Below are 24,434 nucleotides of genomic sequence, written 5' to 3'. Positions count from 1 at the left end.
CCGGCCCCGAGGCCGCCCGAGTCGGGCGGCCAGCACCCTTCGAAAGGAACCACCGCCTGATGACGGTCCCCACGAGCGCCCCGACGTCCCCTGCGATCGACGGCGCGGACGCCGCCGCGCGCCTGGGCATCGCCGCGCACTCCGACGGGGCGTTCACGCCCGTGCAGACCCGCTCCGAGCGCTTCGCGTCCACCGACGTCGACGCCTTCGAGACGGTCACCGGTCGCGAGATCGCCTGGAAGCTGACCCCGGTCGCCCGCCTCGGCGACCTGATCGACGGCCCCCTCGACGGCTCGCCGACTCCGCTGGAGTCGGCGGCGGTCGAGGGCGTCGACGTCTCCTGGGTCGGCCGCGACGACGCGCGGATCGGCACCGCCGGCCTCCCCGAGGACCGCGCCGCCGCGAACGCCTGGTCGCAGTTCGAGCAGGCGCTCTCGATCCGGGTGACCGGCGAGGACGAGAAGGTCGCGACGCTCGTGCGCACCGGTCTCGGCTCCGCTCCCCGTGCCGCGCACACGATCATCGAGGCCGCGCCGTATGCGCGCGGCGTCGTCGTGCTGCAGAACGAGGGCGAGGCGACTCTCGCCGAGAACGTCGAGGTGCTCGTCGGCGAGGGCGCGCAGCTGACCATCGTCACGCTGCAGGAGTGGGCCGACGACGCCCGCCACCTCGCGAACCACTTCCTCCGCGTCGGCCGCGACGCGAAGGTCAAGCACATCGTCGTCACGCTCGGCGGCTCGATCGTCCGGGTGAACCCCTCGGCGCACCTCGTCGAGCGCGGTGCGGACGGCGAGCTCCTCGGCCTGTACTTCGCCGACGGCGGCCAGCACCTCGAGCAGCAGGTCTACGTCGACCACGACGCCCCCGACACCCGCAGCCGCGTCACCTACAAGGGTGCGCTGCAGGGCCAGGGCGCGCGGACGGTCTGGATCGGCGACGTGCTGATCCGCCAGAGCGCGAACGGCACCGACAGCTACGAGCAGAACCGCAACCTGGTCCTCTCGGACGGCACGCGGGCCGACTCGATCCCGAACCTCGAGATCGAGACCGGCGACATCGCCGGGGCGGGCCACGCCTCGGCGACCGGCCGCTTCGACGACGAGCAGCTCTTCTACCTGCAGTCGCGCGGCATCCGCGAAGACGAGGCGCGCCGCCTGGTCGTCCGCGGCTTCCTCAGCGAGATCGTGCAGCAGATCGGCGTGACCGAGCTCGAGGACCGCCTCCAGCTCGCGATCGAGGCCGAGCTGGCCGGCAGCGCCGGGCAGACCGGCGCGTACAGCCCGGAGGTGTCCGCATGAGCGACGCCGCCCGGATCTGCGCCGCCTCGGAGCTGATCCCGAACCAGGCCGTCCGCTACGTCGTCGACGGCATCGCCATCGCGATCGTGCAGGACACGGCCGGCGAGATCCACGCCATCGGCGACACCTGCACGCACGGCGAGGTCTCCCTCGCCGAGGGCTTCGTCGAGGACGACACCCTCGAGTGCTGGGCCCACGGCTCGGCGTTCTCGCTGCGCACCGGCGCCCCCCTGAACCTGCCGGCCTTCGAGCCGGTTCCCGTCTTCGTCGTCGAGGTCATCGACGGCGACGTCTACATCGACCCGACCGTCACGAAGGAAGTCTGAATGTCCGTTCTCCAGATCAGCGATCTCCACGTCAGTGTCGAGACCGAGCAGGGGACCAAGCAGATCCTCCGCGGTGTCGACCTCACCATTAACCAGGGTGAGATCCACGCCGTGATGGGCCCGAACGGGTCCGGCAAGTCCACCCTCGCGTACACGATCGCGGGCCACCCGAAGTACCACGTCGACGGCGGCTCGATCACGCTCGACGGCGTCGAGGTCCTCGACATGACCGTCGACGAGCGCGCTCGCGCCGGCCTCTTCCTCGCCATGCAGTACCCGGTCGAGATCCCCGGCGTCACCAACACCAACTTCCTCCGCACGGCCAAGACCGCGATCGCGGGCGAGGCGCCGGCGATCCGCACCTGGACCAAGGACGTCAAGAAGGCCATGGCCGACCTGCGCATGGACCCGTCCTTCGCGGCGCGCAACGTCAACGAGGGCTTCTCGGGCGGCGAGAAGAAGCGCAACGAGATCCTCCAGCTCGAGCTGCTCGCCCCGCAGTTCGCCGTCCTCGACGAGACCGACTCCGGACTCGACGTCGACGCGCTGAAGATCGTCTCGGAGGGCGTCAACCGCGCTCACGCCTCGACCGGTCTCGGCGTCCTGCTGATCACGCACTACACGCGGATCCTGCGCTACATCCAGCCCGACTTCGTGCACGTCTTCGTCGCCGGCCGGATCGCCGAGCAGGGCGGCAAGGAGCTCGCGACCCGCCTCGAGGACGAGGGCTACGACCGCTTCCTCGCTCCGGCGACGGCCTGATCATGGCGGTCACCACGCTCGACCCGAAGCTCTTCGACCAGGTCGAGGAGGCGCTCAAGGACGTCATGGACCCCGAGCTCGGCGTCAACGTCGTCGACCTCGGTCTGATCTACGACCTGGGCTGGGACGACGAGAACGACGCCCTGGTCATCCACATGACGCTGACCTCGGCGGGCTGCCCGCTGACCGACGTGCTCGAGGAGCAGACCGCGGAGTCGCTCGACGGCGTCGTGGAGGCGTTCCGGATCAACTGGGTCTGGATGCCGCCGTGGGGTCCGGACCGGATCACCGAGGACGGCCGCGACATGATGCGCGCGCTCGGCTTCTCGATCTAGAGCCGCGCCGCTCGATCGGCGTCAGGTACGGGGAAGGGCCCGGAGGATCATCCTCCGGGCCCTTCGCCGTGCGTGCGGGGCGGGTCAGCCCTTGCGGCGGCCGAGCAGCGCCCACGTGGTGGGCAGGAGCGCGGCGGCGAGCAGGATCTTGAGGGTGTCACCGACGAGGAAGGGCACGAGGCCGGCGGTCAGCACCGAGCCGAGGTCGGCCGGGTAGCCCATCGAGCTGAGCGCGGTGGCGAGCCAGGGGAGTCCGACCAGGTAGATGGTGGCGGTGCCGGCGAGGAAGGTCACGACGGTGCCGACGACGCGGCGGTCCCATTGGCGCTGGGCGAGCCAGCCGGTGACGATCGAGGCGAGGACGAAGCCGACGATGTAGCCGCCGGTCGGGCCGGCCAGGACGGCCCAGCCGCTCGAGCCCTCGGTGAAGATCGGGGCGCCGAGGGCGCCGACGAGCGCGTAGACGCCCATCGAGAGGGCACCGCGGAGGGCGCCGAGCGTGGTGCCGACGAGCAGGACGGCGAAGGTCTGGCCCGTGATCGGGACCGGCCACATCGGGATGTACAGCTGCGCCATGCCGGCGGTGAACGCGGCGGCGGCGAGGACGAGCACCAGATCGGTGACCAGCGAGCGGGTGAGCAGCCGGTCCGCCAGGACCGGTCGCGACGGGGCGAGAGAGTAGCTGGACATGTCTGTTCTCCAAAGACCGTGTCGCCCGAGAGCGAGGAGCGAGCGCGTCCGCGGTGAGCGGACGTGGATCCGCCCCGCGGCTCAGGAAATATACTAGGGGGCTGCCGCTCCGCGGCCTCTTGCCCCACACCTCCCGAACCGAACGCCATTTCTTGGCGGGAACGGACAGCACAGTGCTCAGCGTGCACGACCTCGAACTCCGAGTCGGCGCCCGACTCCTGATGGAGAACGTGTCCTTCAGAGTCGGCGACGGCGACAAGGTCGGCCTCGTCGGCCGCAACGGCGCGGGCAAGACGACGCTGACCAAGGTCCTCGCCGGCGACCTCATCGCCGCGAAGGGATCGGTCGACCGCGGCGGCGAGATCGGCTACCTGCCGCAGGACCCGCGCTCCGGCGACCCCGAGGAGCTGGCGCGCACGCGCATCCTCGACGCCCGCGGCCTCGGCCAGCTGGTGCTGGGCATGCAGGAGGCCACCGTCGCGATGTCGAGCAGCGAGACGGCCGTCAGCGAGGCCGGGATGAAGAAGTACGGCAACCTGACCGACCGCTTCCTCTCGCTCGGCGGCTATGCGGCCGAGGCCGAGGCGGCCTCGATCGCGAGCAACCTCAACCTGCCGGACCGGATCCTCGACCAGCCGCTGAAGACGCTCTCGGGTGGTCAGCGTCGCCGCATCGAGCTCGCGCGCATCCTCTTCTCCGACGCGCAGACGCTCATCCTCGACGAGCCGACCAACCACCTCGACGCCGACTCGGTCGTCTGGCTCCGCGAGTTCCTGAAGAACTACCGCGGCGGCTTCATCGTGATCAGCCACGACATCGAGCTGGTCGGCGAGACCGTGAACCGCGTCTTCTACCTGGACGCCAACCGCCAGGTCATCGACGTCTACAACATGAACTGGAAGAACTACCTCCGCCAGCGCGCGGCCGACGAGGAGCGCCGGAAGAAGGAGCGCGTCAACGTCGAGAAGAAGGCCGGGGCACTTCAGCTCCAGGCCGCCCGCTTCGGCGCGAAGGCGTCGAAGGCCGCGGCCGCGCACCAGATGGTCGCGCGCGCCGAGCGGATGCTCAGCGGCCTCGAGGAGGTCCGTGCCGTGGACCGCGTCGCCAAGCTCCGCTTCCCGACCCCGTCCGCCTGCGGCCGCACCCCGCTGCAGGCGCAGAACCTCTCGAAGAGCTACGGATCGCTCGAGATCTTCACCTCCGTCGACCTCGCGATCGACCGCGGCTCGAAGGTCGTCATCCTCGGCCTGAACGGTGCGGGCAAGACGACTCTGCTGCGCATCCTCGGCGGCGTGGACGCGCCCGACACCGGCGTGATCGAGGCCGGCCACGGCCTGCGCATCGGCTACTACGCCCAGGAGCACGAGACGATCGACGTCAAGCGCTCGGTGCTGGAGAACATGGTCTCCTCGAGCCCGAACCTCACCGAGACCGAGGCCCGCCGCGTGCTGGGCTCGTTCCTCTTCACCGGCGACGACTCGCACAAGCCGGCCGGCGTGCTCTCCGGCGGTGAGAAGACCCGCCTCGCCCTGGCGATGATCGTCGTCTCGGGCGCCAACGTGCTGCTGCTGGACGAGCCCACCAACAACCTCGATCCGGCCAGCCGCGAGGAGATCCTCGACGCGCTCGCGCACTACGAGGGCGCGGTCGTCCTGGTCAGCCACGATGAGGGAGCCGTGGAGGCGCTCAACCCCGAGCGCGTGCTGATCATGCCCGAGGGCACCGAGGACCACTGGACCGCGGACTACCTCGACCTGATCATGCTGGCCTGATCTTCGGCGTCCAGGGATCCCCGAGTCCCGGCGCCGTGGGTCTCGATACGCCGCGTGCCGCGGCTACTCGACCAGCATGTGGCTCATGTGGGTCCCGTACACCGCGTGCCGCGGCTACTCGACCAGCATGTGGCTCATGTCGGTCCCGATACACCGCGTGCCGCGGCTACTCGACCAGCACGTGGCTCACGCTGATCGAGTAGCCCGCGAAGGGGCGTATCGAGATCCACCGGCATCAGAGCTCGAGTCTGCAGACCCACCCTGCTGGTGATGGTGGGTCTCGATACGCACCTTCGGGGCTACTCGACCAGCATGCATGCGGGCGGGCGTCATCTCGGTGGATCCCGCTCCGTCAGCGGGCGTCGAGCAGCTCGTCCTCGATCTCGGCGTCGGTGCGGCCGCGGCGGAGGCGGCGCTGCTCGCGGCGCTCCTCGGCGGCGATGACCTCGGGGTCGTCGGCGTTGCGGATCCGGTACTCGTGCCGGATCGCCCAGGCGAGACCGCCGAAGCCCATGATCGCGAAGAGCACCCACTGGATCGCGTAGCTGATGTGCAGACCCTCGTCGGCGACCGGCTTGATCGCGGCGAGGGGCCGCTCCTCGATCGGAGCCGGGTCCTCCTGGACCAGCAGCCCGTAGCCCGCGGTGCGCAGCGGCTCGTCGAGCTGGGCGGAGAGATCGTCGAGCTGGATCGTGGCGATCTGGCCGGCGGGGGCACCGCGGCCCTCGATGCGACCCTCGCCCGGCTTGAGTCGCGCCGTCACCGTGACCTCGCCCTCGGGCGGGGCCGGGACGACGTCGGGGGAGTCCTGGGTGGAGCCGACCGGGACCCAGCCGCGATCGACGACGAAGACGCTGCCGTCCGCGAGGCGCAGCGGCGTGAGGATCTCGAAGCCGGGATTGCCGTTGTACGGCCGGTTGCGGACCAGCGTCTCGCCGTCGGTCTCGTAGACGCCGCTGACCTCGACGGGCCGGTACTCGAGCGCATCGTTCCAGCTCGCTCCCTCGGGGAGCAGCCCGTCGAGTGCGACGGGGTCCGCGTTCCAGTTGGCGGTGACGAGCCGGTTGGTGCTCGCCGCCTCGTCGAGCCGCGCGACCTGCCAGCGCGAGAGCAGCACGCAGGCGACGGCGAAGACGATCGTGAGGGCCAGGTAGCCGAACCAGCGGCGCGAGAAGGCGAAGCGCCAGGACGGCCGCGTCGCCGTGGCGCTCACAGAGCGGCTCCGCGGTCCACCGTCAGCAGCGGCTTCACCTCGAGCGGGAACTCCCGGGCCGCGAGGAACTCGCGCAGGTAGTCGAGGTGCTCACCGCAGGCGAGCCAGGTCTTCCGGCGGTCCGCGGTGTGGATGCGCGGGTTCCGCCACTCGATCGCCCAGGTCGCGATCTGCGGGCAGCCGGCGCGCGAGCAGGCGTGCTGATCGGGCACGCCGCCGAGCGGGATCACCGTCGTCCCTCGCTCGGGTCGCCGCCCTCGGGCGCGTCGGCGGAGGGTGCGGCGTCGTCCGCCGCGGGCGGCACGTACGGCGGCACCGGCCGGGACAGCACGATCGCGCCGGGACGCTCGACCGTGCCGCTCTCGCCGGCGCTGCCGACGTTGGCGAGCACGACCGCGAAGTACGGGAGCACGATCGCGCCGAGGGCGAAGAAGAGCAGCCACCAGCCCTGGGCGAAGATCAGGCAGATCACGCAGACCATCCTGATGCCCATGGCGATGGAGTACTTGATCGCGCGGGAGCGACGCGCGGCACTGGGCGACGGCGGGAGGGAGGTGAGCGATTCGCGTGATTTCACAGCCCGACAAGACTACGTCGTGCGCGCCAAGCGAAGGCTGAGACGGCCCTATCCGCGGATGTGTTGCGCCGAGCGCCTCTAAGATGTACGGGTCGTCCGGAGCCGCCCGCGCACCGGCGGAGAGGGACACCATGACCACGCCGCGCACCGTTCTCGTCACGGGGGGCAACCGGGGGATCGGCTACGCCATCGCCGAGGAGTTCGTGGCGGCCGGTCACCGGGTCGCGGTCACCGCCCGCTCCGGCTCGGGCCCCGAGGGCTCCTTCACCGTCGTCGCCGACGTCACCGACTCCGCGTCCATCGACGCCGCCTTCTCGCAGATCGAGGCCGAGCTCGGCCCCGTCGAGGTCGTCGTCGCGAACGCCGGCATCACCCGCGACATGCTGCTGCTGCGCATGTCGGAGGAGGACTTCACCTCCGTGATCGACACCAACCTCACCGGAGCCTTCCGGGTCGTCAAGCGGGCGTCGAAGGCGATGCTGAAGCAGAAGTTCGGCCGCATCGTCCTGATCTCGAGCGTCGTCGGCCTCTACGGCGGACCGGGCCAGATCAACTACTCCTCGTCCAAGGCCGCGCTGGTCGGCTTCGCCCGGTCGCTGACCCGCGAGCTCGGTGCCCGCAACATCACGGCGAACGTCGTCGCACCCGGGTTCATCGAGACCGACATGACGGCGGAGCTCCCGGCGGAGCAGCAGGCGGAGTACCGCAAGAGCATCCCGCTGGCCCGCTACGGCACGGCCGCCGAGGTCGCGAAGGTCACCCGCTGGCTGGCGAGCGACGAGGCGGACTACATCTCCGGCGCCGTCATCCCCGTCGACGGCGGCCTCGGGATGGGTCACTGACCGTATCAGCTGAGAGCTTATATCTGAGGGATATCAGCTGTAGGCTTATGCGGTGACCGAAACCCCCGTCGTCGCGGTGCTGCTCGACCTGGTCGACTCCCGGGAGATCACCGCGCGGTCCTCCGTGCAGCGCGAGATCGAGCGCGGCTTCGCGGCGGTCGACGCGGCGGTCCCGGCACTCGAACCGCTGCACCCGACGGTCGGGGACGAGTTCCAGGCGGTCTACGCCTCCGTCTCCGCGGCCCTCGGGGCGACCCTGCAGGCGCGGCTCGCACTGCCGCCCGGGGTGGACTGCCGGGTCGGCCTCGGCCGCGGCGAGGTCCGGGTGGTCGGCTCGGGCATCGCCGGCGACCTGCAGGACGGGCCCGGCTGGTGGCGCGCGCGAGCGGCCATCGAGCGGGCGCACGCCCTCGAGGACGGAGCCGTGCCGACCGCCCGGGGCTGGTTCATCGCCTCGGACGCCCCGGACGCGCAGGAGGCCGCGGTGAACGCCTACCTCCTCGCGCGTGACGCCCTCGTCGGCGAGATGAGCGACCGCGACCGACGGCTCGTGCTCGGCATCGCGCGCGGGCTGCCGCAGAAGGTCCTGGCCGAGCAGGAGTCGATCACGCAGTCGGCGGTGTCGCAGGCGCTGAAGCGTGCGGGCGCCGGCGCCCTGCTCACCGGCGCGCGGCTGCTGGCGGACGCGTGCTGACCGCGCTGCTGCTCGCGCTCGTCGGACTGGCCGACCTCGCGCGGACGCACCTCGGCAGGCCGGTCGCTGCCGGGGCTGTCGTCGTGCTCTGGGTGGGAGCAGTGCTCTCCGCCGTGCTGGGCCTCGGGGCTCCGCCGCTCGGGGTCGCGACCGTCGCGGTCCTCGCCGGAGTCTGGCTGCTGCTCACGACGACCGCGGCGGGCACCCGGCCGCCCGGTGGGCTCCGACCCGCCGTCGGCCTCGTCGTCGCGGTCCTCGTGCTCTCGGTGCTGGATCGCGCGGCCGGGCCCGCCGCCGGCCCCCTGGTCGACGCCTATGCGGGGCTCGGGCGCTCCGGGCCGGTGCCGCCGATCGCCCAGGCGCTGCTCGCCGGGAGCGCCGCGCTCTTCCTCCTGGAGAGCGCCAACGTCGTCGTGCGCGCTGCGCTCTACCGCGAGCTGCCGCAGCCGGTCGCCGCCCGCAGCCGCTTCTCGCTCCGCGCACGCTTCGCCCGGCTGGCGCCCCAGGAGGTGCGCGTCCCGGATCTCCGCGGCGGTCGCGCGATCGGGCCGCTGGAGCGGCTCCTCGTGGCCGGGCTCACCCTCGCCGGAGCGATCGGGCTGGCCGGCGCCGTCTTCGCGGCGAAGGGCATCGTGCGCTTCCCGGAGATCTCCCGCGACGGCGAGGGCGGCTCGAAGGCGGAGTACTTCCTGGTCGGCTCGCTGGTCAGCTGGGCGCTGGCCCTGGGCGCGGCGGCGCTGGTCGCGACCGCGGGCGGCTGAGGCGCCGCCCCAGCGTCAGCCGCGGAGGCCGAGGACCGGCAGCAGCTGGCTGAGGTCGAGGCCGTCGACGACGAGGTCGGCGCGCTCGCGGACGACGGGCTTCGCGTTGAAGGCGACCGAGAGGCCGGCCACCCGCATCATCTCGAGATCGTTCGCGCCGTCGCCGACCGCGATCGCCCGCCGGAGCGGGACGCCGGACTCCGCCGCCCACTCGCACAGCGCGGCGGCTTTCGCGGCGGCGTCGATGACCGGGCCCTCGACGGAGCCGGTGAGGCGGCCGTCGCGGCTGCCGAGCCGGTTGGCGCGGACGAAGTCGAGGCCGAGGGCCCCGGCGACCGGATCGAGCACCTCGTGGAAGCCGCCCGAGACGACGCCGATCCGACCACCGGCGGCGTGGATGCCGGCGATCAGCTCCTCCACTCCCGGGGTGACCCGGACGCGGCCGCTCACTCCAGCGCAGACGTCGTCGAGGACGCCGGCCAGAGTGGCGACGCGCTCGCGCAGGCTCTCGCCGAAGTCGATCTCGCCGTGCATCGCGCGCTCGGTGATCGCGGCGACGCGCTCCTCGGAGCCAGCGTGCGCGGCGAGCAGCTCGATCACCTCGTCCTGCAGCAGCGTGGAGTCGGCGTCGACGACGACCAGGAAGCGGGCGGGTGTGCGCAGAGGCTCACTCAAGGACGGGCCAATCGGTCGGGTCCGCGCGCCGGCAGGGCCGGCGGCGCGGAAGCGCAGTGCTCTCGACCCGCGGGGGTGCTACGGGCGGACGACGACGCCCTTGCCGACGACGGTGATGCCCGACTCGGTGACGGTGAACCCGCGCTCGCGGTCGTGGTCGTGGTCCACGCCGACACGGGCGCCGGGCTCGACGACGACGTCCTTGTCGAGGATAGCGCGGGCGACCACGGCGTCCGGGCCGATCCGGACCTTGTCGAAGACGACCGAGTCGGAGACCGTGGCGTTCGACTCGATGACCGCCCAGGGGCCGACGACGCTGCGCTCGATGTGGGCACCGGAGATGACGGTGCCCAGAGAGACGACCGAGTCGACGGTGGTGCCGAGGTTGCCCTTGCCGTCGCGCACGATCTTCGCGGGCGGCGAGTTGAGCTGCGACGAGAAGATCGGCCACTGCTGGTTGTAGAGGTTGAAGACGGGCAGCGCCGAGATGAGGTCCTGGTGCGCCTCGAAGAACGAGTCGATCGTCCCCACGTCGCGCCAGTAGTAGCGGTCGCGGTCGGTGGAGCCGGGGACCTCGTTGAGCTTGAGGTCGTAGACGCCGGCCTCGCCGCGCGCGACGAAGTCGGGGATGATGTCGCCGCCCATGTCGTGGTCGGAGGTGGAGAGCTCGCCGTCACGGATGACCGCGTCGATCAGGGCGTCGGCGTCGAAGACGTAGTTGCCCATCGAGGCGAGGACCTCGTGCGGGGAGTCGGCGAGGCCGACCGCGTCCTTGGGCTTCTCGAGGAACTCGGCGATCTTGGTCGGGACGATGCCGTCGCCGGCCTCGTCGCCCGCGAGCTGGATGACGCCGAACTGGTCGGCGAGCTCGATCGGCTGGCGGATCGCCGCGACGGTCGCCTTGGCGCCGGACTTGATGTGCGCCTCGATCATCTGCGAGAAGTCCATGCGGTAGACGTGGTCCGCGCCGACCACGACGACGATGTCGGGCTTCTCGTCGCGGATCAGGTTGAGGCTCTGCAGGATCGCGTCGGCCGAGCCGCTGAACCAGCGCTTGCCGAGCCGCTGCTGCGCCGGGACGGACGCGACGTAGGAGTTGAGCAGCCCCGACAGCGTCCAGGTCTGCGAGACGTGGCGGTCGAGCGAGTGCGACTTGTACTGGGTCAGCACCACGATCTGGGTCAGGCCCGAGTTGATCAGGTTGGACAGCGCGAAGTCGATCAGACGGTACTGCCCGCCGAACGGCACCGCGGGCTTGGCCCGGTCCGCCGTCAGGGGCATGAGCCGCTTGCCTTCGCCACCCGCGAGGACGATGCCGAAAATCTTCTTTGACTGCATGGCTCCACAGTAGGGGTTGGCGGAGGTCCGCGAACCCGCGCGGATGCGGCTGTCGCCGGGGGATCGCGCTGTACTACGGTTCGGGGTGTGCGAGTCGATCTGCTGACCAAGGAATATCCGCCCGAGGTGTACGGGGGAGCCGGTGTGCACGTGGCCGAGCTCACCAAGGCCCTCCGCCACGACATCGAGGTCGTGGTGCGCTGCTTCGGCGCGCCGAGGGACGAGGAGGGGGCGTTCGCGTATCCGGTGCCCGCCGAGCTGGCGCAGGCCAACGGCGCGCTGCAGACCCTGGGCGTCGATCTCCAGATCGCCCAGGACGCGGCCGGAGCCGATCTCGTGCACTCGCACACCTGGTATGCCAACGCGGCCGGGCGCCTCGCGCAGCTGCTGCACGGCATCCCGCACGTCGTCTCGGCGCACAGCCTCGAGCCGCTGCGCCCGTGGAAGGCCGAGCAGCTCGGCGGCGGCTACCGCGTCTCGAGCTGGATCGAGCGCGAGGCCTACGAGAGCGCCGATGCGGTGATCGCGGTCTCCGGCGGGATGCGGAACGACATCCTCCGCTCGTACCCGGCTCTGGACCCGGGGAAGGTGCACGTGGTCTACAACGGCATCGACCTCGACGCGTGGCACCCGGTGGAGGACGAGGCCGTCCTCGCCGAGCTGGGCATCGACCCGTCGCGTCCGTCCGTCGTCTTCGTCGGCCGGATCACCCGGCAGAAGGGGCTGCCCTATCTGCTGCGCGCGGCCGCGATGCTGCCGCCGGAGGTGCAGCTGGTGCTCTGCGCCGGCGCCCCGGACACTCCCGAGATCATGGCCGAGGTCACCGCGCTGGTGCGGGGGCTCCAGCAGGAGCGCACCGGCGTCGTCTGGATCGACCGCCACCTGCCGCGCCACCAGCTCTCCGCGGTGCTGACCGCCGCGACGACCTTCGTCTGCCCGTCGATCTACGAGCCGCTGGGCATCGTGAACCTCGAGGCGATGGCGTGCGGTGCCGCGGTCGTCGGGACCGCGACCGGCGGCATCCCGGAGGTCGTCGTCGACGGCGTCACCGGGCGCCTGGTGCCGATCGAGCAGGTGACGGACGGCACCGGCACACCGGTGGATCCGGAGCGCTACGTCGCGGACCTCGCGGCCGCGATGGCCGAGGTCGTCGCCGACCCGGCCGCCGCCAAGCGGATGGGCGAGGCCGGACGCCTGCGCGCGCAGAGCGACTTCAGCTGGACGCAGATCGCCCGGGACACCCGTGCCATCTACGACTCGCTCGTCTGAGCCCGCCGCCCGCTCCCTTTAGACTGGTCCGCATGCCCAGCGTTGTCTCGTTCGTCGATGTGTCCTTCGTCCGGAACGGCAAGCGGATCCTCGACCACGTCGACTGGACCGTGTCCGAGGAGGAGCGCTGGGTGATCCTCGGCTCCAACGGAGCCGGGAAGACCTCGATCCTGCAGATCGCCGCGGCGCAGAACTATCCGTCGACCGGCTCCGCGCACCTGCTCGAGGAGACGCTCGGCCGCGTCGACGTCTTCGAGCTGCGCCCCCGGATCGGCTACGCGTCGACCGCGATGGCGCGCCGCCTGCCCGCGGGCGAGACGGTGCTCGACGTCGTGATGACCGCCGCGTACGCGGTCACGGGGCGCTGGAACGAGGGCTACGACGAGATCGACGAGCGCCGCGCGCGCCGCGTCCTCGTGGAGTGGAAGCTCGACCACCTCGCCGACCGCACCTTCGGCACGCTCTCGGACGGCGAGCAGAAGCGCGTCCAGATCGCCCGCGCGATCATGACCGACCCGGAGCTGCTGCTGCTCGACGAGCCGGCCGGCAGCCTCGACCTCGGCGCCCGCGAGGAGCTCGTGCAGCTGCTCGGCGGCTTCGCGCAGGACCCGGCCTCGCCCGCGATCGTGATGGTGACCCACCACGTCGAGGAGATCCCGGCCGGGTTCACGCACGCGCTGCTGCTGCGCGACGGCGCCGTCGTCGCCGCCGGCCCGCTGGCCGAGGCGCTCACCGAGGCGACCCTCGCGGACGCGTTCGGGCTCGACATCGCGCTGACGCACGAGAACGGGCGCTACTCGGCCCGCGCCCGCTGAGCGCGGGCTCGCGCGACCGCGTGCCGCACCTCCCCGTGGCGGCGGCCGTCTGCTATTCTCGGTAGCTGGTTCGGGCCCGTTCGCGGTGCGCCCGCCACTCATCCACCCGCACCCGTCGACGACAGGCGCGGTTCAGGACCACAAGCGACAGGACACGATCATGCAGACCGACATCCACCCCAAGTACGAGGCCATCGTGTTCCGCGACCTCGCCTCCGGTGAGACCTTCCTCACCCGCTCGACGGCGACCAGCAGCAAGACGATCGAGCTCGACGGCGTCACCTACCCCGTCATCGACGTCGAGATCTCGTCCGCCTCGCACCCGTTCTACACGGGCAAGCAGCGCATCATGGACTCGGCCGGCCGCGTCGAGAAGTTCAACTCGCGCTACAAGAACTTCGGCAAGTAGGCTCCGGCCTCCCGCCTCCGAAGGGCCCTCGACCTCGCGGTCGGGGGCCCTTCGTCGTCGGCAACAGCGCAGGGCGGGGAAGAGGCCGACGTCCTCGGGGTGGGCGGGTCTCGATACGCCCCTGCGGGGCTACTCGACCAGCATGTGCGGCGCGCTCGTCTCGCTTGCACGGCCCCGCCCTTCCATGCTGATCGAGTAGGCCGCGGAGCGGGCGTATCGAGATCCACCACTGCCCGCGCGCTGGTCGCCGGGTCTCGATACGCCGCTGCGCGGCTACTCGACCAGCATGGAGCGCGAATCTCACCCGCTTGCTGAACCGCCCGCGAATGGTCGCCGCGCGGATCAGTAGCGGTAGAAGCCCTCGCCGGTGGCGGTGCCGAGCCTGCCCTGGTCGAGGTACTCGGTCTTGAGGTGGGCGGCGAAGGCCTGGGAGGCCTCGTCGGGGGCGGCGACGGCGACGTGGTAGGCGGTGTTGAGGCCGATGACGTCGAAGATCTGGAAGGGGCCGAGCGGGGCTCCGGTGCCGATCCGCCAGGTCTTGTCGATGGTCTCGGGGTCGGCGTAGCCGCCCATCAGGAGGCCGCTCGCGGCGTTCAGCAGCGGCACCAGCAGCGAGTTGAGCAGGTAGCCGGCCTTCTCCTTCTGCAGGCGGATCGGCTCGAGACCGCTCTCGACCGCGAAGGCGACGACCGCGTCGACGACGGCCGGGTCGGTGTCGGCGGTGCCCATGATCTCGGCGGTGTTCTGCACCCAGACGTGATTGGCGTAGTGCAGGGCGAGGAAGCGGTCGGGGCGGCCGGTCGACTCCTTCAGGTCGCTGGGGAGCAGCGTCGAGGAGTTGGTCGCGAAGATCGTCCGCTCCGGGGCGAGGGCGCCGAGGCGGCCGTAGAGCTCCTGCTTGAGCGCGAGGTCCTCGGGGACGGCCTCGATCACGAGGTCGGCGTCGGCGACGGCCTCGGCGAGGTCGGAGGTGAGGCGCAGCGACTCGAGGGCCGCGGCGGCGCCGCCGGGGATCCCCCCGGAGACCTGGGCCGACTCGTAGACGCCGGCGAGCCCGCGGAAGCGCTCGCGCGCGGCGTCGAGCACCTCGTCGGTGACGTCGTAGCTGGTGACGGCGAAGCCGTGGAAGGCGGCCTGGAACGCGATCTGGGAGCCGAGGACTCCGCTGCCGAGGACGGTGACCGTGCGGATGGTGGGCATGACTGCTCCTTGCCGGGGACTCGGGTGGTCCCGCTGTCCTCCGATCCCAGCGCAGCGCGGGGCGGCGGTCGAGCGGTTGCGCGCGGGGGCCGCGGCATGTCCTCGTGACGGCGGCGCGGGTCCGGCCCCGTGACGCGGCGGGCCGGGAGGCGGTAGCGTCCGGGGATGGTGTCCTTCGCCGACAAGCCGATCCTGCCGCTCACGACGCCCGAGGAGTGGGACGCCTACCTCCGCGGTGAGCCGGACCCGGGCGGCGTGCGGTTGAAGCTGCGGAAGAAGGCGGCCGTCGACCCGGGCATCACCTACGCGGAGGCGCTCGACGTCGCACTCTGCCACGGCTGGATCGACGGGCAGGCGGGTGCCTTCGACGAGCAGTTCAAGCTGCAGGCGTTCACCCCGCGGCGCCGGGCGAGCCCGTGGTCGAAGGTGAACCGCGACCACGTGGCGCGGCTGCTCGAGGAGGGCCGGATGCTGCCGGCCGGACTCGCCGAGGTGGAGCGGGCGCGGGCGGACGGACGCTGGGACGCCGCCTACCGGCAGCGCGACGCGGAGGTGCCGGACGACTTCACGGCGGCACTGGCCGCGGATCCGGCGGCCGCCGCCTTCTTCGCGACGGTCGGCGGGCAGAAGCGCTTCGCATTCCTGTTCCGGCTGTCGCAGCTCAAGCGGCCGGAGACGCGGGAGCGGCGGATCGCGGAGTACGTGGCGCTGCTCGCGGAGGGCCGCACGCTCACCTGAGCCGAAGCGTCAGTGCCGAGAGGTCGGTACCGGACGCTCAGTGCCGGACCGGCCAGGCGCCGTCGGCGACGAAGCTCTCGTCGCGGACGCGGCGCATGTACTCCTGGAACGACTCGGCCTGGGTGCGGCACCAGTCGATCTGCAGGGCGTGCAGCGCCTCGGCACCGCCGCCGAGCTCCTCGGCGAAGGCGCGGCCGAGGGCCTGTGCGACGCGGCCCGCGGCGATCGCGTCGGCACCGGCGTCGTGCGCCTCGGTCAGCGGGACGCCGTAGTGCAGCGCGGCCTGGACGAGGGTGCGCTTGCCCTTGCGGTAGCGGTCGACGGCCTTGTCGATGACGAGCGGGTCGATCACGGGACTCGGGTCGATCAGCACCGGGACGCCCCAGCGGCGCGCCTCGAAGGCGAGCAGCGAGAGGTCGTAGGGGGCGTTGTAGATGACGACGGGGATGCCGCGGGCCAGGAGCGAGCGGAGCGCCTCCGACACCTCGGCGACGACCTCGCCGGCGGGGCGGCCGTGCTCGCGGGCGTGCTCGGTGCTGATGCCGTGCACCGCGCTCGCGCCGGCCGGGATCTCGACGCCGGGATCGGCGAGCCAGGTGGTGCCCTCGACCGGGCTGCCGTCGGCGTCGATCACGCCGACGTGCGCGGTGACGATGCGGCTGGTGCGGACGTCGATGCCGGTGGTCTCGAGGTCGAAGACGGCGAGACGGTCGTACCAGCGGGCGCCGTCGGAGCCTTCCGACCTCTTCGACGAACCTGCGGACCCGCCGGTGGACCCGGCTTCGTCGAGGAGGCTCTCGTCGAAGAGCGTCGGTGCCTGGTTCGTCTCGGTGGTGCTCACGCCGACAGCCTAGGCGGGGCCTCCGACATCGTCGGGAGGCCCCGCGGCGTGCTGCGCGGTCGAGCGGGCGAAGGCCGGATCAGCGGGTGAGTCCCTCGCGAGCCTGGCCCGCCTTCGCGACGTGCAGCCAGAAGAAGCCCTGGGTGCCGAGCGTCATCGTCAGCGCGCCGTCCTCGGAGAAGCCGGGGAAGCGGCCGCCGCCGAAGAGGTCGGTGAGCGTCGAGCCGGGGTTCTCGGGGTCGGTGATCGTCACCGAGACCGGGTTGTGGTTGAAGCTGAAGACGCAGAGCACCTCCTCCGGCTGGTCGCCCATCGCGGTGCCGGAGCCGGCGTAGTCGCGGACGAAGGCGAGCACCGACTCGTGGTCGGTCTCGAGGACGCGCATCGAGCCGAGGCCGAAGGCGGGGTGGCCGCGGCGCACGTGCAGGACGTTCCGCATCCAGTGCAGCAGCGAGCGCGACTGGGCGAGCTGCGCCTCCACGTTGACCTGGTTGTAGTGGTAGACGAGCGACTGCACGATCGGCTGGACGAGCTTGCCCGGGTCGGCGGCCGAGAAGCCGGCGTTGCGGTCCGGGGTCCACTGCATCGGCGTGCGCGAGGCGTCGCGGTCGTTCAGCCAGATGTTGTCGCCCATGCCGATCTCGTCCCCGTAGTAGAGGAACGGGCTGCCGGCGAGCGAGAAGAGCAGGGCGTTGATCAGCTCGAGCTCGGCGCGCGAGTTGTCGAGCAGCGGCGCCAGCCGGCGGCGGATGCCGATGTTGGAGCGCATCCGCGGGTCGTAGGCGTACCAGCCGTACATCGCCTGGCGGTACTCCTCGGAGACCATCTCGAGGGTGAGCTCGTCGTGGTTGCGCAGGAAGACGCCCCAGGCGGCGCCCGAGGGGATGTCGAAGGTCTCGGAGAGCACCTTCTTCAGCTCGTTCGCGGTCTGCGCGCGGAGGGAGTAGAAGATGCGCGGCATGACCGGGAAGTCGAAGGCCATGTGGCACTCCGGCTCCTCCTCCGTGCCGAAGAACGCGGCGACCTCGCGCGGCCACTGGTTCGCCTCGGCGATCAGGATGCGGCCGGGGTAGTCGCGGTCGACCATCGTGCGCAGGTTCTTGATGAAGTCGTGCGTGGGCGGCTCGCCCTCGCCGTTGCCCTCGTCGGACTCGTAGAGGTAGGGGATCGCGTCGAGCCGGATGCCGTCGACGCCCAGGTCGAGCCAGAACTTGACGACGTCGTGGATCGCCTCGTGCACAGCCGGGTTCTCGAAGTTGAGGTCGGGCTGGTGCGAGAAGAAGCGGTGGAAGTAGAACTGGCGGCGCTCGGCGTCGAAGGCCCAGTTGGAGTCCTCGGTGTCGACGAAGATGATCCGGATGTCCGGGTACTTGTCGTCCGTGTCGTTCCAGACGTAGAAGTCGCCGTAGGGGCCCTCGGGGTCGGAGCGCGACTGCTGGAACCACTCGTGCTGGTCGCTGGTGTGGTTGAGCGGGAAGTCCATCACGATGCGCATGTTGCGCTCGTGGGCCTTGCGGACCAGCTCGCGGAAGTCCTCCATGGTGCCGAACTCGGGGAGGATCGCCTTGAAGTCGGAGACGTCGTAGCCGCCGTCGCGCAGCGGCGACATGTAGAAGGGCGGCAGCCAGAGCGCGTCGATGCCGAGCCACTGCAGGTAGTCGAGCTTGGACGCCAGGCCGTTGATGTCGCCGGCGCCGTCTCCGTTCGAGTCGTAGTACGACCGGATCATGACCTCGTAGAACACGGCCCTGCGGTACCACTGCGGATCGAGGGCGAGCCCGGGGAGTTGGATCGGGGACGTGAAGCTCACGGTGCTCCTTCTGCTGCTGCCTGAGCGGATGACCGGCGCCGCGCCGGGATCGGAGCGGAGGACGGGGGACGGGCGGTGCGTCGCGTGCGAACGCGCCTTCATGCTTGCGGCTCGGATCGAGGGCCCGCAAGGCGTTGCGGCGGGAAGTTCGACGGGCTTTCCCTACGATGGGGACCGTCATGACCATAGCCTCCCCCTACGCCGCCGACCTCGGGCGACTCGCCATCAGCGAGAGCGCCGTCGACGTCGCCGGGGCCACCACCGCCTACTGGAGCTACGGCGACCCCGATGCCGGGACCGTGCTGGTCCTGGTGCACGGATTCCGCGGCGAGCACCACGGGCTGGAGCCGGTGATCGCGCGGCTGCTGGCCGGCGGCGCGGACGCCCGCGTGATCGCGCCCGACCTGCCCGGCTTCGGCGCGTCGCCGCCGATGACGGCACACGCGCACGACGTCGAGGGCTACGCCGCCTGGCTCGGCGAGTTCCTGGACGCGCTCGGGCTGCGCGGGCGGGCGGTCGTGCTCGGGCACTCCTTCGGCTCGATCGTCTCCGCGGCGGCCGTCGCGGGCGGGCTGGAGACGCCGCTGCTCGTGCTCGTCAATCCGATCGCCGCGCCCGCCCTCGCGGGGCCCCGCGGCGTGCTGACCCGGCTCGCGGTGCTCTACTACCGCCTCGGCGCGGTGCTGCCCCGCCCGCTCGGGCTGCGCCTGCTCGGCGACCCGCTGATCGTGCGGGTGATGAGCCTCGCGATGGTGAAGACCAAGGACGGGCCGCTGCGCCGCTTCGTGCACGACCAGCACGACCGCTACTTCAGCGCGTTCGCGTCGCGCGACACGGTGCTGGAGGCGTTCCGCGCCTCGGTCTCCCACGACGTCAGCGAGTACGCCGCGCGGATCGCGGTGCCGACGCAGCTGATCGCCGCGGCGCAGGACGACATCACCCCGCTGGCCGCGCAGTACCGACTGCTCGAGGCGCTGCCGCACGCCCGCCTGCACGTGATCGACGGGGTCGGGCACCTCATCCACTACGAGACGCCGGACGAGGCGGCCGCCGTCCTCCGCGCGGCCCTGGACGAGGGGATCGACCGATGAGGATCGTCGTCGACTGCCGGTACACCCGGCTCGAGCGCCACGACGGCATCAGCCGCTACACCGCGGAGATCGTGGCCGAGCTGGCGAAGCTGCACGACGTGACGATGCTGATCAGCGACCGCCGGCAGCGGGCGATGCTGCCGGATCTGCCGTGGGAGAAGGTCACCTCGCCGACCGGGCCGTTCGAGCCGTTCGTGGCGCTGCTGGTGAACCGGCTGCGGCCCGACGTCGTGTTCTCGCCGATGCAGACGATGGGCTCGCTCGGCCGGCGCTACCGGCTCGTGCTCACCGTGCACGACCTGATCTACTACCGCCATCGCACGCCGCCGCGCGACCTGCCGCTGCCGGTCCGCGGGCTCTGGCGGCTCTACCACCTTGCCTGGTGGCCCCAGCGGCGCCTGCTGCAGCGCGCCGACGCGATCGTGACGGTGTCCGAGACGACTCGCGGGCTGCTCCGCACGCACCGGCTGACGACCCGGCCGGTCGTCGTGGTGCCGAACGCGGCCACGGCGCCGGACGAGGCGAGCGCGGCCCTCGCGGCGGCGCTGCCCGACCGCTCCGACGCGCGCTCGCTCGTCTACATGGGCTCGTTCATGCCCTACAAGAACGTGGAGTCGCTGGCGCGGGCGATGCGGCTGCTGCCCGACTACGAGCTGCACCTGATGAGCCGGGCGAGCGACGAGACGGTGGAGACCCTCCGCTCGCTCGCGCCGACGGCGAAGCTGGTCTTCCACCAGGGAGCGGACGACGCCTCCTACCGCGAGGCGCTCGCGCGTGCCACGGCACTGGTGACCGCGAGCCGGGACGAGGGCTTCGGGATCCCGCTGGTCGAGGCGATGGCGCTCGGCACCCCGGTCGTCGTCAGCGACATCCCGATCTTCCGCGAGATCGGCGGCGACGCCGCGGTCTACGTGGATCCGTCGAGCGCGAAGGGCATCGCCGAGGGCGTGCGCTCGCTCGAGGACCCGGCGCGCTGGCGGGAGCTGTCGGCGAAGGCGCGGAAGCGGGCGGCCGCGTACTCGTGGCGCGACTCCGCGACGGTGCTGCTGGAGCTGCTGACGAGCGTCGGGCGCTGAGCGGCGCCGGGCCGGGCGTCAGGCGGAGGCGCTCGGACTGAGCACGTCGTCCAGGTCGGACTGCAGATCGGCGTCGACCACGACGACGTCGCCGGAGTCGTCGACCGCGACGATCTGCAGGGCGCCGTCGACGATCGCGAAGTCGTGCCGCGAGCCGTTGCCCACCGTGGTGCCCTGGGCGGGCAGCTCGTCCTCGCTGAGGGCGCGGAGCAGGCTGCCGATGACGGCGCCGTGCGTCGCGACGATCACGCGCTGCTCCGGGAAGCGCTCGGCGATCTCGAGCAGCGCGGCGGTGGCGCGCTCGACGACCTGGGCGCGGGTCTCGCAGCCGGGGATGCGGGCGCCCTCGATGCCGCCGGGGAAGAGCTCGCGGAGCTCGTCGCCGGTCATGCCCTCCGCCTCGCCGTAGGCGCGCTCGGCGACGCCCTCGACGACCTCGGGCTCGGGCAGGCCGAGACCGCGGGCGATGATCGCCCCGGTCTCGTGCGCGCGCTGGAGCGGGCTGGCAACGACGACGTCCCAGTCGCGGTCGCGCAGCAGCCGGGCGGCGGCCCGGGCCTGGGAGCGGCCGGTGTCGTTGAGCGGGATGTCGCTCGCGCCCTGGATGCGGCGGGCGGCGTTCCAGTCGGTCTGGCCGTGCCGGACGAGGGTGAGCTGGGTCACGAGGGCCTCTCGGGTGGTGGGGGAGCGGTGGGTCAGCGCGACGGGAGGCGCTCGGCGAGGGCGCGGAGGACCTCGCTCGTGCCGCCGTCGATCTTGATGCCGGCCCGCGAGTCGCCCTTGGTGATGCCGCGGTTGACGATCACGATCGGCATCTTCGCGCGCCGGGCGATCTCGAGGAAGCGGATGCCGGAGTTGACGACGAGGGACGAGCCGGCCACGAGCAGCGCGTCGGCGCCCGCGACGATGGCGCGCGCCTCCTCGAACCGCTCGGTCGGGATGAACTCGCCGAAGAAGACGATGTCGGGCTTGAGGATCCCGCCGCAGACCGTGCACTCGGGGACGGTCATCGCCGAGACGTCGTGCACCTCGGCGTCGCCGTCGGGGTTCAGCGAGGAGATGTCGGGGTCGTCGAGCCAGGGGTTGAGCGCCTCGATGCGCTCGGCGATCGCGTCGCGGGCGAAGTACTGGCCGCAGGTCATGCAGCGGACGCGGTCGGCGGAGCCGTGCAGGTCGACCACGCGCTGCGAGCCGGCGCGCACGTGCAGGCCGTCCACGTTCTGCGTCACGACACCGGTGAGCAGGCCGCGCTCCTCGAGCCGGGCGAGGGCGCGGTGGCCGTCGTTCGGCAGTGTGGCGGTGAAGCGGCGCCAGCCGAGCTGGCTGCCGGCCCAGTAGCGGCGGCGGTAGTCGGGGTCGGCGACGAACTGGGAGTAGGTCATCGGGCTGCGGACGGGGGCTCCCGCGCCGCGGTAGTCGGGGATGCCGGAGTCGGTGCTCACGCCCGCGCCGGTGACGGCGGCGATGCGGCGGCCGGCCAGGAGCTCGACGGTGCGGTCGAGGGCGGCGGAGCGCTGCTCGTCGGCCCGCTGCAGGTCGGCCTGCTGCTCGTCGGCCTGATCGGCACTGCTGCCGTCGGCGATCGGTGTCGGACCCGACTCCATCCACGCCTCCCTCGGACACCCGCGCACGCGGGCACTCCATCGGCCAGTTTAGACCGCGCCGTGCCCTAGGGTTCCGGGATGCCGATCGTGCACATCGAGGACCTCGACCACCCGCTGCTGGCCGACTACCACCGCCTGACCGACGTGGCGCTGCGCCGGGTGCTCGAGCCCGAGGGCGGGCTCTACATCGCGGAGTCGTCGAAGGTGATCGTCCGCGCGCTCGACGCCGGGCACGTGCCGAAGTCGGTGCTGGTGCAGGAGAAGCGGCTGCCGGACGCGGCGGAGGTGCTCGAGCGCTTCCCGGACGTGCCGGTGTTCGTCGGGCCGGACGCGATGATCGAGGAGCTGACCGGGTTCCACCTGCACCGCGGGGCGCTCGCGTCGATGCGGCGGCCGGAGCTGCCGTCGATGGCGTCGCTGCTCGAGGACGCGCGGCTCGTCGTCATCCTCGAGGACCTCGTCGACCACACGAACGTCGGCGCCGTCTTCCGCGCGGCGGCGGGCATGGGCGCGGACGCGGTTCTGGTGAGCCCGCGCTGCGCGGACCCGCTCTACCGGCGGAGCGTGCGGGTGAGCATGGGGACGGTGCTGCAGGTGCCGTGGACGCGGATCCCGGAGTGGGGGCCGGCGCGGACCGAGCTGCTCGCCGCGGGGTTCTCGGTCGCGGCCCTGGCGCTCGCGCCGGACGCGGTGCCGCTGGACGAGTACGCGGCGGTCCGGCCCGAGCGCGTGGCCATCGTGCTGGGTGCGGAGGGCGACGGGCTGAGCCGGGCGGCGCTCGACGCGGCCGACACCGTGGTGACCATCCCGATGCTGCACGGGGTGGATTCGCTGAACGTGGCCTCGGCGAGCGCCGTCGCGCTCTGGGCGCTGACGCGGGGGCGCTGAGCCGAGAGCGGGCGTCCCGCGCAGCCTCCGCGGTGTCCGGCGGGGGTCCGCCTACGATGACCGGGTGACTTCTCCCTCCGGCCCCGACCGCTCGCCGATCGACGTCGTGGGCAGCGTCACCCCGGAGACGGCAGCTGTCGCTCCCCGGCGTCGGCGCCCGCGACCGCTCGCGGTGATCGGCGTCGTCCTCGCGGCGGCGGTCGTCAGCGCGGGCGGGGCCTATGCGGCGAACGCGGCCGGTGCCGAGCTGCCCGTCGCGACGGCCGTCGTGCAGGAGACGCCGCCCACGGTGATCGACGCGCCCGCGGTCGCGTGGCCGTCCTACGGTGCCGGGGCGATCTCGGCGGTGGGCGTGCAGGGGCCGGCGGCCGGCGGGATGCTCTCCAGCTACGGCTCGACCGGGCAGCTGCCGATCGGCAGCATCGCGAAGGTGGTGACGGCGCTGGTCGTGCTGTCGGCGAAGCCGATCGCGGAGGGGACCGACGGCGGGACGATCGCGTTCACGAGCACGGACGTCGGCTACTACAACGACTCGGTCGCCGAGAACGGCTCGGTCGCTCCGGTGTCGGCGGGGCTGGAGCTCACGGAGCGCGAGGCGCTGACCGTGCTGATGCTGCCCTCCGCCAACAACTACGCGAAGTCGCTCGCCGTCTGGGCCTTCGGCTCGGAGGAGGGCTACCTCGCCGCCGCGCGCACCTGGCTGGACGAGCGCGGGCTCACCGGCACCGTGGTCGCGGACACCAGCGGGCTGTCGCCGGCGACCGTCAGCACGACCCTCGAGATGGTGGTGCTCGGCGAGCTGCTGATCGGCGATCCGGTGCTCGCGCCGATCGTCGCCTTGCCCTCCGCGGTGATCCCGGGGGTGGGGACGGTCGAGAACACGAACAAGCTCCTCGGGCAGGCCGGAGTGGACGGGATCAAGACCGGCACGACCGACGAGGCAGGGGCGTGCCTGCTGTTCTCGCTCGACGCGACGGTCGAGGGCCGTCCGGTCACGATGGTCGGCGTCGTGGTCGGTGCGCGGACGCATCCGCAGCTCGCGGCGGACGTCCTGACGCTGATCCCGACCGTCGAGGCGGGCTTCCGGACGGTGACGCTGACCGAGGAGGGGCAGGACTTCGGCAGCTACACCAGCGCCTGGGGCGAGTCGGCGGTGGCGGAGAGCAGCGAGGCGCAGTCGCTCCTGGTCTGGGGCGCGACCACGGTCACCACGAGCGTGTCGCTCGATCCGGTGAAGGTCGTCGCGGACGGGCAGGAGGTCGGCACCGTGAACGTGGACGTGAACGGGCAGGCGTACCCGGTGCCGCTCGTCGCGGACGGGACGATCGCGGACCCGGGCTTCGGCTGGCGCGTGACGAATCCGGGCGAGCTGTTCGAGTAGGCGGGTCTCGAGACGCCGCTTTCCTGCTG

General features: G+C 71.9%; 27 protein-coding genes. 16 read left to right on the top strand and 11 right to left on the bottom strand.

The window, feature by feature from the left end:
• Window positions 1-59: 59 nt before the first annotated feature.
• The 4 genes from sufD to EDF22_RS09470 are packed head-to-tail and all read left to right on the top strand — an operon-like array spanning window position 60 to window position 2,721.
• Window positions 60-1,298: a Fe-S cluster assembly protein SufD gene (gene sufD / locus EDF22_RS09485; protein WP_123704297.1), complete on the top strand. Its 1,239-nt coding sequence runs from the start codon at window positions 60-62 to the stop codon at window positions 1,296-1,298.
• Window positions 1,295-1,624: a non-heme iron oxygenase ferredoxin subunit gene (locus tag EDF22_RS09480; RefSeq protein ID WP_123446282.1), complete on the top strand. Its 330-nt coding sequence runs from the start codon at window positions 1,295-1,297 to the stop codon at window positions 1,622-1,624. The genes sufD and EDF22_RS09480 overlap by 4 nt, the downstream gene beginning before the upstream one ends.
• On the top strand, window positions 1,625-2,386 hold the full coding sequence (gene sufC / locus EDF22_RS09475) for a Fe-S cluster assembly ATPase SufC (protein ID WP_123446283.1): 762 nt from the start codon (window positions 1,625-1,627) through the stop codon (window positions 2,384-2,386). It abuts the gene before it with no gap.
• A gap of 2 nt (window positions 2,387-2,388) precedes the next feature.
• Window positions 2,389-2,721, top strand: coding sequence for a metal-sulfur cluster assembly factor (locus EDF22_RS09470; protein ID WP_123446284.1), 333 nt, complete (start codon window positions 2,389-2,391; stop codon window positions 2,719-2,721).
• An 84-nt stretch (window positions 2,722-2,805) separates the two neighbouring features.
• Here EDF22_RS09470 and EDF22_RS09465 read toward each other — a convergent pair whose 3' ends face one another.
• The gene (locus tag EDF22_RS09465) at window positions 2,806-3,411 is read right to left on the bottom strand and encodes a biotin transporter BioY (RefSeq protein ID WP_123704295.1); all 606 of its coding nucleotides are present in this window, start codon (window positions 3,409-3,411) and stop codon (window positions 2,806-2,808) included.
• A gap of 173 nt (window positions 3,412-3,584) precedes the next feature.
• Between EDF22_RS09465 and EDF22_RS09460 the strand changes: the two genes are divergently transcribed.
• Window positions 3,585-5,183: an ABC-F family ATP-binding cassette domain-containing protein gene (locus tag EDF22_RS09460; protein ID WP_123704293.1), complete on the top strand. Its 1,599-nt coding sequence runs from the start codon at window positions 3,585-3,587 to the stop codon at window positions 5,181-5,183.
• Window positions 5,184-5,535: 352 nt separating this feature from the next.
• Here EDF22_RS09460 and EDF22_RS09455 read toward each other — a convergent pair whose 3' ends face one another.
• The 3 genes from EDF22_RS09455 to EDF22_RS09445 are packed head-to-tail and all read right to left on the bottom strand — an operon-like array spanning window position 5,536 to window position 6,973.
• A complete protein-coding gene (locus tag EDF22_RS09455; protein WP_123704291.1) occupies window positions 5,536-6,396 on the bottom strand; it encodes an SURF1 family protein in 861 nt (286 codons plus the stop codon).
• A complete protein-coding gene (locus tag EDF22_RS09450; protein ID WP_260303371.1) occupies window positions 6,393-6,626 on the bottom strand; it encodes a hypothetical protein in 234 nt (77 codons plus the stop codon). Before EDF22_RS09450 ends, EDF22_RS09455 begins: the two co-directional genes overlap by 4 nt.
• The gene (locus EDF22_RS09445) at window positions 6,623-6,973 is read right to left on the bottom strand and encodes a DUF3099 domain-containing protein (protein ID WP_123704289.1); all 351 of its coding nucleotides are present in this window, start codon (window positions 6,971-6,973) and stop codon (window positions 6,623-6,625) included. Before EDF22_RS09445 ends, EDF22_RS09450 begins: the two co-directional genes overlap by 4 nt.
• Window positions 6,974-7,104: 131 nt before the next feature.
• Here EDF22_RS09445 and EDF22_RS09440 point away from each other — a divergent pair, with 131 nt between their 5' ends.
• Genes EDF22_RS09440 through EDF22_RS09430 form a run of 3 tightly spaced genes read left to right on the top strand, consistent with a single transcriptional unit; the run spans window position 7,105 to window position 9,270 of the window.
• Window positions 7,105-7,815, top strand: a complete 711-nt coding sequence (locus EDF22_RS09440) for a beta-ketoacyl-ACP reductase (protein WP_123704284.1) — start codon at window positions 7,105-7,107, stop codon at window positions 7,813-7,815.
• A 52-nt stretch (window positions 7,816-7,867) separates the two neighbouring features.
• Entirely contained in the window at window positions 7,868-8,509 is a 642-nt protein-coding gene (locus EDF22_RS09435) for a SatD family protein (RefSeq protein WP_243839949.1), read from the top strand.
• Window positions 8,503-9,270, top strand: coding sequence for a hypothetical protein (locus tag EDF22_RS09430; RefSeq protein WP_123704282.1), 768 nt, complete (start codon window positions 8,503-8,505; stop codon window positions 9,268-9,270). The genes EDF22_RS09435 and EDF22_RS09430 overlap by 7 nt, the downstream gene beginning before the upstream one ends.
• Before the next feature lie 15 nt (window positions 9,271-9,285).
• Here EDF22_RS09430 and serB read toward each other — a convergent pair whose 3' ends face one another.
• Window positions 9,286-9,945, bottom strand: a complete 660-nt coding sequence (serB, locus tag EDF22_RS09425) for a phosphoserine phosphatase SerB (protein WP_123704280.1) — start codon at window positions 9,943-9,945, stop codon at window positions 9,286-9,288.
• Window positions 9,946-10,023: 78 nt separating this feature from the next.
• On the bottom strand, window positions 10,024-11,283 hold the full coding sequence (locus tag EDF22_RS09420) for a glucose-1-phosphate adenylyltransferase (protein WP_123446293.1): 1,260 nt from the start codon (window positions 11,281-11,283) through the stop codon (window positions 10,024-10,026).
• Window positions 11,284-11,370: 87 nt separating this feature from the next.
• Between EDF22_RS09420 and glgA the strand changes: the two genes are divergently transcribed.
• The 3 genes from glgA to EDF22_RS09405 all read left to right on the top strand — a co-directional run bounded on the left by glgA (window position 11,371) and on the right by EDF22_RS09405 (window position 13,776).
• Window positions 11,371-12,552, top strand: coding sequence for a glycogen synthase (glgA, locus tag EDF22_RS09415; protein ID WP_123704278.1), 1,182 nt, complete (start codon window positions 11,371-11,373; stop codon window positions 12,550-12,552).
• A gap of 32 nt (window positions 12,553-12,584) precedes the next feature.
• Window positions 12,585-13,367, top strand: a complete 783-nt coding sequence (locus tag EDF22_RS09410; protein WP_123446295.1) for an ABC transporter ATP-binding protein — start codon at window positions 12,585-12,587, stop codon at window positions 13,365-13,367.
• Window positions 13,368-13,527: 160 nt separating this feature from the next.
• Window positions 13,528-13,776 carry a type B 50S ribosomal protein L31 gene (locus EDF22_RS09405; RefSeq protein WP_123446296.1) on the top strand — a complete coding sequence of 83 codons (249 nt, stop codon included), beginning with the start codon at window positions 13,528-13,530 and terminating at the stop codon, window positions 13,774-13,776.
• 342 nt (window positions 13,777-14,118) lie between these two features.
• Here the strand turns inward: EDF22_RS09405 and EDF22_RS09400 are convergent, their stop codons facing one another.
• A complete protein-coding gene (locus tag EDF22_RS09400; RefSeq protein ID WP_123446297.1) occupies window positions 14,119-14,976 on the bottom strand; it encodes a 3-hydroxyacyl-CoA dehydrogenase in 858 nt (285 codons plus the stop codon).
• A gap of 165 nt (window positions 14,977-15,141) precedes the next feature.
• Between EDF22_RS09400 and EDF22_RS09395 the strand changes: the two genes are divergently transcribed.
• A complete protein-coding gene (locus EDF22_RS09395) occupies window positions 15,142-15,714 on the top strand; it encodes a YdeI family protein (protein ID WP_123704275.1) in 573 nt (190 codons plus the stop codon).
• A gap of 37 nt (window positions 15,715-15,751) precedes the next feature.
• Here the strand turns inward: EDF22_RS09395 and EDF22_RS09390 are convergent, their stop codons facing one another.
• Both EDF22_RS09390 and treS read right to left on the bottom strand, forming a co-directional pair.
• Window positions 15,752-16,555, bottom strand: coding sequence for a 3'-5' exonuclease (locus EDF22_RS09390; RefSeq protein ID WP_123704273.1), 804 nt, complete (start codon window positions 16,553-16,555; stop codon window positions 15,752-15,754).
• A 79-nt stretch (window positions 16,556-16,634) separates the two neighbouring features.
• Window positions 16,635-18,365: a maltose alpha-D-glucosyltransferase gene (treS, locus tag EDF22_RS09385; protein WP_123704271.1), complete on the bottom strand. Its 1,731-nt coding sequence runs from the start codon at window positions 18,363-18,365 to the stop codon at window positions 16,635-16,637.
• A gap of 179 nt (window positions 18,366-18,544) precedes the next feature.
• Between treS and EDF22_RS09380 the strand changes: the two genes are divergently transcribed.
• Both EDF22_RS09380 and EDF22_RS09375 read left to right on the top strand, forming a co-directional pair.
• Window positions 18,545-19,456 (top strand): alpha/beta fold hydrolase, encoded by a 912-nt coding sequence (locus EDF22_RS09380; RefSeq protein WP_123704269.1) that lies wholly within the window; start codon window positions 18,545-18,547, stop codon window positions 19,454-19,456.
• Window positions 19,453-20,532 carry a glycosyltransferase family 1 protein gene (locus tag EDF22_RS09375; RefSeq protein WP_123704267.1) on the top strand — a complete coding sequence of 360 codons (1,080 nt, stop codon included), beginning with the start codon at window positions 19,453-19,455 and terminating at the stop codon, window positions 20,530-20,532. The genes EDF22_RS09380 and EDF22_RS09375 overlap by 4 nt, the downstream gene beginning before the upstream one ends.
• 18 nt (window positions 20,533-20,550) lie before the next feature.
• On the opposite strand, the gene EDF22_RS09370 is transcribed toward EDF22_RS09375, so the two are convergent.
• Together EDF22_RS09370 and EDF22_RS09365 are read right to left on the bottom strand one after the other, a co-directional pair.
• Window positions 20,551-21,195 (bottom strand): histidine phosphatase family protein, encoded by a 645-nt coding sequence (locus EDF22_RS09370; RefSeq protein ID WP_159422587.1) that lies wholly within the window; start codon window positions 21,193-21,195, stop codon window positions 20,551-20,553.
• Window positions 21,196-21,227: 32 nt separating this feature from the next.
• Window positions 21,228-22,136, bottom strand: a complete 909-nt coding sequence (locus EDF22_RS09365) for a Sir2 family NAD-dependent protein deacetylase (protein ID WP_123704263.1) — start codon at window positions 22,134-22,136, stop codon at window positions 21,228-21,230.
• Window positions 22,137-22,214: 78 nt separating this feature from the next.
• Here EDF22_RS09365 and EDF22_RS09360 point away from each other — a divergent pair, with 78 nt between their 5' ends.
• Together EDF22_RS09360 and EDF22_RS09355 are read left to right on the top strand one after the other, a co-directional pair.
• Window positions 22,215-23,024: an RNA methyltransferase gene (locus EDF22_RS09360; RefSeq protein WP_123704261.1), complete on the top strand. Its 810-nt coding sequence runs from the start codon at window positions 22,215-22,217 to the stop codon at window positions 23,022-23,024.
• Window positions 23,025-23,088: 64 nt separating this feature from the next.
• Window positions 23,089-24,405: a D-alanyl-D-alanine carboxypeptidase family protein gene (locus EDF22_RS09355; RefSeq protein ID WP_123704259.1), complete on the top strand. Its 1,317-nt coding sequence runs from the start codon at window positions 23,089-23,091 to the stop codon at window positions 24,403-24,405.
• Window positions 24,406-24,434: the final 29 nt, after the last annotated feature.

This window comes from Rathayibacter sp. PhB127 (assembly GCF_003751665.1).
GTDB classification, from domain to species: Bacteria; Actinomycetota; Actinomycetes; order Actinomycetales; family Microbacteriaceae; genus Rathayibacter; species Rathayibacter festucae.
This window is presented reverse-complemented; position numbering and strand designations above follow the sequence as displayed.

Bases quoted from the DNA above. Each gene is read 5' to 3' on its own strand.
- EDF22_RS09380 (WP_123704269.1), top strand. From the start codon at position 18,545: ATGACCATAGCCTCCCCCTACGCCGCCGACCTCGGGCGACTCGCCATC.
- EDF22_RS09465 (WP_123704295.1), bottom strand. From the start codon at position 3,411: ATGTCCAGCTACTCTCTCGCCCCGTCGCGACCGGTCCTGGCGGACCGG.
- EDF22_RS09365 (WP_123704263.1), bottom strand. From the start codon at position 22,136: ATGGAGTCGGGTCCGACACCGATCGCCGACGGCAGCAGTGCCGATCAG.
- EDF22_RS09420 (WP_123446293.1), bottom strand. From the start codon at position 11,283: ATGCAGTCAAAGAAGATTTTCGGCATCGTCCTCGCGGGTGGCGAAGGC.
- EDF22_RS09440 (WP_123704284.1), top strand. From the start codon at position 7,105: ATGACCACGCCGCGCACCGTTCTCGTCACGGGGGGCAACCGGGGGATC.
- EDF22_RS09375 (WP_123704267.1), top strand. From the start codon at position 19,453: ATGAGGATCGTCGTCGACTGCCGGTACACCCGGCTCGAGCGCCACGAC.
- EDF22_RS09405 (WP_123446296.1), top strand. From the start codon at position 13,528: ATGCAGACCGACATCCACCCCAAGTACGAGGCCATCGTGTTCCGCGAC.
- EDF22_RS09400 (WP_123446297.1), bottom strand. From the start codon at position 14,976: ATGCCCACCATCCGCACGGTCACCGTCCTCGGCAGCGGAGTCCTCGGC.
- sufC (WP_123446283.1), top strand. From the start codon at position 1,625: ATGTCCGTTCTCCAGATCAGCGATCTCCACGTCAGTGTCGAGACCGAG.
- EDF22_RS09360 (WP_123704261.1), top strand. From the start codon at position 22,215: ATGCCGATCGTGCACATCGAGGACCTCGACCACCCGCTGCTGGCCGAC.
- EDF22_RS09410 (WP_123446295.1), top strand. From the start codon at position 12,585: ATGCCCAGCGTTGTCTCGTTCGTCGATGTGTCCTTCGTCCGGAACGGC.
- EDF22_RS09470 (WP_123446284.1), top strand. From the start codon at position 2,389: ATGGCGGTCACCACGCTCGACCCGAAGCTCTTCGACCAGGTCGAGGAG.
- sufD (WP_123704297.1), top strand. From the start codon at position 60: ATGACGGTCCCCACGAGCGCCCCGACGTCCCCTGCGATCGACGGCGCG.
- EDF22_RS09480 (WP_123446282.1), top strand. From the start codon at position 1,295: ATGAGCGACGCCGCCCGGATCTGCGCCGCCTCGGAGCTGATCCCGAAC.
- EDF22_RS09395 (WP_123704275.1), top strand. From the start codon at position 15,142: ATGGTGTCCTTCGCCGACAAGCCGATCCTGCCGCTCACGACGCCCGAG.